Below are 6468 nucleotides of genomic sequence, written 5' to 3' on the forward strand. Positions count from 1 at the left end.
TAGATAATTTAAAAATTAAAAAATTTCAGTGTGATATGGAATGGATGTTAGCTATTTGTTTTTATCGAGGACAATTAAAGGAATATGAAAACAATTCCAGAATATGCAAAATTATTAAAGAAATAGAAGAAAGTGATGTTGTTATTGCTCCCATTGCGGACAATAAAATGTTTTACATTATGTCTCAGTTTACAGATGGAGAAATTAATGCCGATGTTGCGCTTCACTCATTGTCTGCTTCTAAGTTAGGGTGTCAATATGTTTTTCGAACAGAAAAAGCATTAAGTAACTTGATACCTGTAGAACGTTATTATCTATCAAATCCAGAACGAGATCAATGTATAGAGACATTGAAAGAAAGAAGCTATGAAATTGATACAAAGTTAAAATTAGCTAAAAGAGAATTTAGAAATGGTTTATATATAGAGGAAATACTAAAATGAAAGAATTTGATCATAATGGATTATTGCTTGCGGATTATCAAGGAAAAATATTTGAAAAGTCTTATGATTTAAATTGTTCGACAGCTGTTTTTATGAGACGTTTTCTTCATTCGGATTTACTTGAAATTTTAGATAGAAATCAAAGTTTTTCTTTGTCATTGGATGTAGATGAAGGAATCAATAGTATTGTGGAACAATTTGGACAAAGCAATTATGGAACAGAAAAGTTTTCGAGAGCTTCTTTATATTGGATTGGATATATGTATAGATACATTGCCTATACTAGAGAAGAATCAACGCACTTTGTCATGAGTGTCTTTCACTATAAACAAATGAATAATGTTTATTATTCATTTCATACCCAAGACCCTGAATGGTGTATTCATAGTTTATTAGAAATGAATCATTTAGATGAAAATTATTTAGATAAAAATTATCGTTTAAAACAAATTATAAAAGAAAAAGACCATTATCAATAAAAAAGAGGATTTCAACGATCCTCTTTTTCTGTAACCTTTTCTGTTACCTTATCAGTCACCCTATCAGTCACCTTTTTACATTTTTTGAAGCTTTTTACTTTACTTTATACCCTTATGGGGTATATTATTGTTTTGGAGGTAAACATATGGAATGTAAATGTAAAAAAGAACCAAGAAGAGATGTAAAGAATCTTAAAAATAGATTACATCGCATTGCTGGTCAAATAAACGGAGTCGAAAAAATGATTGATGAGAATCGTTATTGTGGAGATGTACTTATTCAAATATCGGCCATTGAAACAGCACTTGAAAATTTAGGATACATTATTCTACAAGAACACTTAGAAACTTGTGTAGTGGATGATGTAAAGAATGATAAAACCAATATGGATGAAGTTATAGCTTTAATGAAGAGGCTAAAATAATGAAATACGATGTGAAAGGGATGAGCTGTGCGGCTTGTCAAAGTCACGTGGAAAAGGCAGTGAATAGTTTGGATGGAGTCACTTCTTGTAGTGTTTCTTTATTGACAAATTCAATGGTTGTAGAAGGAACGGTATCGTCTCAAGAAGTCATTAAGGCAGTAGAAAAAGCGGGATATCAAGCCAGTGTTCAGGGACAAAAAAAAGAAAGAAAAACACAAGATCATTCTATGACTATTCGATTGATTTGTTCAATTGTTGTTTTAATCTTGTTGATGTATATATCGATGGGACACAAAATGTGGAATTGGCCTTTACCTTATTTCTTACATAACCCTATTTCACGTTCCATTGTGGAAATGTTGTTGGCTAGTATTGTAATGATTATTCATCAACGTTTCTTTATTAATGGCTTTAAAGGAGTAATTCATAAATCCATGAATATGGATACATTGGTATCCCTTGGATCTTTATCAAGTTATATATATAGTACCTATTTAGTATTAAAAATGCCTTTGGTCGATATACAAGAAGCTATGGTATTGTCTCATGATTTATATTTTGAAAGTGCAGCTATGATTCTTGTACTTATTAGTGTAGGAAAACTATTAGAAGAAAAATCTAAGGGTAAGACAACGACAGCAATTCAAGCTTTAATGAATTTAAAACCCAAAACTGCTTTAAAACTAATCAATAATAAAGAAGTTGAAGTGGATATTGAACAAATTCAAGTCGGAGATACCTTTATTTTAAAACCAGGATATCAAGTACCCGTGGATGGCATCGTTTTATCAGGAACCAGTAGTATTGATGAATCCTCTTTAACTGGAGAAAGCATTCCCGTTGATAAACAAAAAGACGATAAAGTCTATGCGGCTACAATCAATCAAGCTGGTTTTATTCAATGTCAAGCAACTAAAGTAGGTGAAGACACAACTTTAAGTCAAATCATTCAAATGGTACAAGAAGCCAGTAGTTCCAAAGCACCGATTGCACGTATTGCCGATAAAGTATCGGCTATCTTTGTACCCTGTGTGATTACCATTGCCATCATTACCTTTATTGGATGGATGATGAACACAAAAGATGTAGGCTATTCTTTAGAAAGAGCGATTAGTGTATTAGTAATCAGTTGTCCATGTTCACTAGGACTAGCAACTCCCGTGGCAATTATGGTTGGAAATGGAGTAGGGGCAAAACATAATATTTTATTTAAAAATTCCACTGCTTTAGAACAAACCGGTAAAACTAATATCATTGCCTTAGATAAAACAGGAACCATTACGAAAGGACAACCAGTTGTTCGTATGATTCAATCATTTAATAATTACACAAACGAACAAGTGTTATCCTATGCATCGAGTTTAGAAGCATTAAGTGAACATCCTCTTGCCAAGGCCATTGTTCAAAAGGGTAAAGAACAACAAGTGGAATTATTAGAAGTATCTGATTTTGAATCTTTAACAGGAAATGGCATTAAGGGAATCATTGATCATCACAACGTATTAATTGGTAGTGTTTCGTTTATACAACAATTCATTCGCATTGATGATTTTAATGATATTTCAAAGTTAGGAATGACTCCGGTGGTAGTGTGTTGTGATGAACAATGTGTTGGAGTGATTGGAATCGAAGATGAAATTAAAGAAGATGCATTAGAAGCTATTGAACAACTTCATAAAATGAAATGTAAAGTTGTGATGTTGACAGGAGACAATGAATTATGTGCCAAAGCCATAGCGAAACAAGTCAATATAGATAAAGTATATTATCAATTACTTCCAGATCAAAAAGCGAATATTGTACAAGAACTTCAAAAAGAAGGAAACGTATTAATGGTAGGAGATGGAATTAATGATGCTGTATCGCTTAGCCAAGCTGATATTGGAATGGCCATGGGACAAGGTGTTGATATAGCTATGGATGCTGCCGATGTCATTTGTGTACGATCTAAATTATTAGACGTATGTACTGCCATTCAATTGTCTCGTTATACACTAATAAATATATATGAAAACTTATTTTGGGCATTTTTCTACAATATATTAGGAATCCCACTAGCAGCAGGTTTATTTAGTATACGATTAAATCCAATGATTGCTGCAGCTATGATGAGTGTATCTAGTTTTTGTGTAGTAAGTAATGCCTTAAGATTAAATTATAAAAAAGTAGGATTTGAAAAGGAGAATAAAACGATGATTAAAACATTAAAAATTGGAGGAATGATGTGTCCTCATTGTGAAAACAGTGTAAAAAAAGCACTTGAATCGGTTACAGGAGTTACTCAAGTAGAAGTTTCATTTAAAACAGGACAAGCTATTGTGACAATGGAAAATGAAGTAAATAATGAGGTATTAAAGAAAGTAGTAGAAGATAAGGATTATAAAGTGATTTCAATTCAATAATCTGTTATCATAAATATATGATTTCACAATATACAAAACAAGGCTATCATGGTTCAAACCAAGATGCGTGTGGATATTTAGAATTAGATGATAAAGTGATTATGGCTGTTGCGGATGGACATGGTCATTATCTTCATTTTCGTTCTGACATTGGAGCAAGACTTGCCGTTGATTCTTTTATTGATGTTTATCAAGATTGTACGAGTAATCCAGATGAATTGAAACAAAAAGAAAGTGAAATTCAGCCTTTATGGTTAGAAAAAGTCGATGAATTTCATAATCAGAATATTGTTTCGTCTTATGAATGGGCAAGAACTAGAGAATATGCACAAAACTATATTGATAAAAAGATTCCTATTGAAATTGCCTATGGCTCGACTTTATTAGGTGCGGTTTATTTTAAACAAGAAAATAAGTTGTTTATTTTAAGAATTGGTGATGGAGAAATTATGAAGGTTTCTTTATTTCATACCGTAAATTTATTAAAGAAAAATGATTATGGATCGGATTATGTAACAGAATCGATTTGTGAGATACCTGCGAAAATAAAAGATAACCTTGAAATGGATTCATTTAATAATGGATTAACACAAAAAGATTTATTTGTATTAGCGAGTGATGGATTGACTAAGTTTAAGAATAAAAAAGAAATCGTACATAGAATAAGAAAGGATCCTAATAATGTGGAATCCATTTTATCAAAATTAGATAATGCGGATGACTTAACATTAGTGATATATAAACTATGAAACAATTAATTGTATTTAGTGATGCCCATGGACGAAAAGAAGTCTTTGATTTTTTAAAGAAAAAATATCCTAACTCTCCTAAAATTTATTTAGGAGATAGTCAGTTTACTAAAAGTGACATGGAAGAATATACAAATGATTTTATGTATGTATTAGGAAACTGTGATTTTAACTATCACATTAAACCAAAAAATTATAAAGACATTATTATTGAATACAAATCAACAAATGAAGCAACACCTGAAGAAATGGTATTTACGTATGAAGGAATTCATTTCATTGCTTGTCATGGACATCATTTATATGAAGATGATTTTCTTTATTTAAATGCCTGGAAAGCAGATTGTTTACTACAAGGACATACCCATGTCTTTAAAAACGAACAAGAAAATGGAAAATATTCGATAAATCCTGGTTCATGTAATCCTTTAAAAGTTAGAGAAATCAATAAAGATTGGACACGAAAACCTTCGAGTTATTGTGTTATCAATATTGAGAACAATAAAATACAAACTATTGAAAGAATTGATTGTGACCAAGTATAAAGTATTGTCATTTTTATACAACGTTTTTGTCATTTTTAACATCCATATTGAAAACATTTTAAAATTGTACTAAAGTTATAGTGTATCAAAACATTTTTAGTACAATCCTTTTTTTTAAAGGATAAAAGAAAGGAGAAAACACTTAAATAAAATATAAAATGAAGAAAAGTATTTTGAAAATATGGAATATACTCTCCACAATACTGATTGTATGTTTAATCATCTTAGCAATTCTTCTAGCCGGTGTAAGACTCATAGGACTTACTCCTTTATCGGTTTTGTCGGGATCAATGGAACCAACATACCATGTAGGAAGTCTAATCTATGTCAAAGATGTTGACTACACCGAATTAGAACCAGGCGATGTCATTACTTTTATGATTGATGAAGACACCATGGCTACCCATCGAATCGTAGAAGTCGTGCCAGATGATGAAGATCCAAGCGTATTGCGATTCAGAACCAAAGGAGATGCCAATGAAAACGTGGATGGAGGACTTGTTCACTATAAAAATATAGTAGGAAGCCCCGTATTTACCATTCCAATGTTAGGATTCTTAGCTAACTTTATACAACATCCCCCTGGAATGTATATTGCCATAGCTGTTGTAGCCATTTGTTTTATCTTTATTTTCCTACCAGATCTACTAGAAGACGATGAAGATGAAACAAAGAAAAAAACCAAAGGGGATAAAACCAAATAAGGTTTACCCATAAAAAATGCCACACAAAGAAAAGAGGGAAAAAAGATGAAGGCAAAATCAAAAAAAGTTTTATTAACACTATGCTGTGCCTTTGCACTTGTAGCTGTAACAATCGTAGGAACTGTTGCATACTTAACAAGCCAAGATACAGTAACTAACACATTCACAGTTGGTAATGTAGCTATTACATTAGATGAAGCAGATGTAAACACTGATGGAACAGTAATTGCAGGAGCTGAACGTGTCAAAGCAAATGAATATCATTTGTTACCAGGACATACTTATACTAAAGATCCAATTGTTCATGTAACAACAGGAAGCGAAGCTTGTTGGCTATTCGTAAAAGTTGAAAACGGAATTTCAGCTATTGAAGATTCTTCAAACACTATTGCAGATCAAATGGCTGCGAATGGTTGGACATTAGTAGATGGTACAACAAATATTTATGCACGTGCTACTACAAATCAAGCAGGTGAAAATGTAGTTGTATTTGAAAACTTCAAAATCAGTGGAACAGCAGATGCAGCAGCTTACAAAGATGCTAAAGATGCTAATATTACTGTAACTGCTTATGCTGTACAAGCTGATGGATTCACTTCAGCAGCAGATGCTTGGAAAGCAGCAAATTTTCAATAAAATAAGTTAAAATTTAAAACACATATATAAAAGAAAGCTAACTATATAAAAATCAATAGAATTTATGAAAAAGTTTGAAAATATA

8 protein-coding genes are annotated in these 6468 nt (G+C 31.6%); all 8 read left to right on the forward strand.

Annotation, left to right across the window (positions count from 1 at the left end; translation table 11 throughout):
* The coding region (locus ACI313_RS05815) for a DUF3990 domain-containing protein (protein ID WP_439755524.1) at positions 1–443 on the forward strand (443 nt) is incomplete at its 5' end.
* Positions 440–922: a hypothetical protein gene (locus tag ACI313_RS05820; protein ID WP_320607670.1), complete on the forward strand. Its 483-nt coding sequence runs from the start codon at positions 440–442 to the stop codon at positions 920–922. The genes ACI313_RS05815 and ACI313_RS05820, both read left to right, overlap by 4 nt.
* 146 nt (positions 923–1068) lie before the next feature.
* Positions 1069–1347 carry a metal-sensing transcriptional repressor gene (locus ACI313_RS05825; protein ID WP_320607669.1) on the forward strand — a complete coding sequence of 93 codons (279 nt, stop codon included), beginning with the start codon at positions 1069–1071 and terminating at the stop codon, positions 1345–1347.
* Positions 1347–3749 (forward strand): heavy metal translocating P-type ATPase, encoded by a 2403-nt coding sequence (locus tag ACI313_RS05830; RefSeq protein ID WP_439755525.1) that lies wholly within the window; start codon positions 1347–1349, stop codon positions 3747–3749. Before ACI313_RS05825 ends, ACI313_RS05830 begins: the two co-directional genes overlap by 1 nt.
* Before the next feature lie 17 nt (positions 3750–3766).
* On the forward strand, positions 3767–4498 hold the full coding sequence (locus ACI313_RS05835; protein WP_439755526.1) for a protein phosphatase 2C domain-containing protein: 732 nt from the start codon (positions 3767–3769) through the stop codon (positions 4496–4498).
* On the forward strand, positions 4495–5043 hold the full coding sequence (locus ACI313_RS05840; protein WP_439755527.1) for a YfcE family phosphodiesterase: 549 nt from the start codon (positions 4495–4497) through the stop codon (positions 5041–5043). Before ACI313_RS05835 ends, ACI313_RS05840 begins: the two co-directional genes overlap by 4 nt.
* 158 nt (positions 5044–5201) lie before the next feature.
* Entirely contained in the window at positions 5202–5747 is a 546-nt protein-coding gene (locus ACI313_RS05845; protein WP_439755528.1) for a signal peptidase I, read from the forward strand.
* Between the two features lie 45 nt (positions 5748–5792).
* Positions 5793–6383, forward strand: coding sequence for a SipW-dependent-type signal peptide-containing protein (locus tag ACI313_RS05850; RefSeq protein ID WP_439755529.1), 591 nt, complete (start codon positions 5793–5795; stop codon positions 6381–6383).
* Positions 6384–6468: the final 85 nt, after the last annotated feature.

The sequence above is a fragment of the Floccifex sp. genome (assembly GCF_051873495.1).
GTDB lineage: Bacteria > Bacillota_I > Bacilli_A > Erysipelotrichales > Erysipelotrichaceae > Floccifex.

What these genes read in the sequence shown, in the direction of transcription:
- ACI313_RS05820 (WP_320607670.1), top strand. Translation starts at nt 440, where the DNA reads ATGAAAGAATTTGATCATAATGGATTATTGCTTGCGGATTATCAAGGA.
- ACI313_RS05825 (WP_320607669.1), top strand. Translation starts at nt 1,069, where the DNA reads ATGGAATGTAAATGTAAAAAAGAACCAAGAAGAGATGTAAAGAATCTT.
- ACI313_RS05830 (WP_439755525.1), top strand. Translation starts at nt 1,347, where the DNA reads ATGAAATACGATGTGAAAGGGATGAGCTGTGCGGCTTGTCAAAGTCAC.
- ACI313_RS05835 (WP_439755526.1), top strand. Translation starts at nt 3,767, where the DNA reads ATGATTTCACAATATACAAAACAAGGCTATCATGGTTCAAACCAAGAT.
- ACI313_RS05840 (WP_439755527.1), top strand. Translation starts at nt 4,495, where the DNA reads ATGAAACAATTAATTGTATTTAGTGATGCCCATGGACGAAAAGAAGTC.
- ACI313_RS05845 (WP_439755528.1), top strand. Translation starts at nt 5,202, where the DNA reads ATGAAGAAAAGTATTTTGAAAATATGGAATATACTCTCCACAATACTG.
- ACI313_RS05850 (WP_439755529.1), top strand. Translation starts at nt 5,793, where the DNA reads ATGAAGGCAAAATCAAAAAAAGTTTTATTAACACTATGCTGTGCCTTT.